This window comes from Falsirhodobacter sp. alg1 (assembly GCF_000739715.2).
Classification (GTDB): domain Bacteria; phylum Pseudomonadota; class Alphaproteobacteria; order Rhodobacterales; family Rhodobacteraceae; genus Falsirhodobacter.
This window is the reverse complement of sequence record NZ_BBJC02000079.1, coordinates 1-581: the sequence shown is the minus strand read 5'-3', so window position 1 is coordinate 581 and position 581 is coordinate 1. Positions and strand designations below refer to the sequence as shown.

Sequence of the window (581 nt, the reverse complement as noted above, 5' to 3'; positions counted from 1 at the left end):
AGGAATGCGAGGCCCGGTTCGAAGATGCGGGCGATCTGGCTCCGCTATGCGTTCAAGCCGCCCGGACTTTTCGCCGGATAACCGGCTTTGATCACGTCATGATCTACCGCTTTGTCGAGGATGCGGACGGCATTGTCGTGGCCGAAGACCGCGCGCCGCATATGCGCTCCTATCTGCGCCATCAGTTTCCCGCCGCAGACATGGGGTCGGGACGCGTTTCACATGCCCTTGCCAAGGCCRGSNCRSGCNCGCKYTTTCGTGNCCGCCGCCGAANAGGGGNCCGCCATCCGCAAGGCGCTTGGCACCGGTCCCCAGATCAATGTGTTCTCGGGGCATATGGAGGGCGACGCCGCCCTTATCCGTGATCTTGACCTGACGCCGATGCTGAATTCCGTCGATCAGATCATGCGCCATGTGGAATCACTGCCCGGACATTCCTTCGGTATCCAGCTGGATACCGGAATGAACCGGCTGGGATTAGAAATGGCCGAATGGCAAGCTGTGGCCTCGATGGTGCTGGAGCTGGGGCCCGGAATTGGTCATGTCGCATCTGGCCTGTTCCGACACGCCCCGACGATCCG

At 61.8% G+C, this 581-nt stretch carries 1 pseudogene; it reads left to right on the top strand.

Going from position 1 to position 581, the window contains the following annotated elements:
- Positions 1-212: 212 nt before the first annotated feature.
- Positions 213-581: pseudogene (locus tag TR36_RS14280) on the top strand (alanine racemase); the annotation flags it as partial.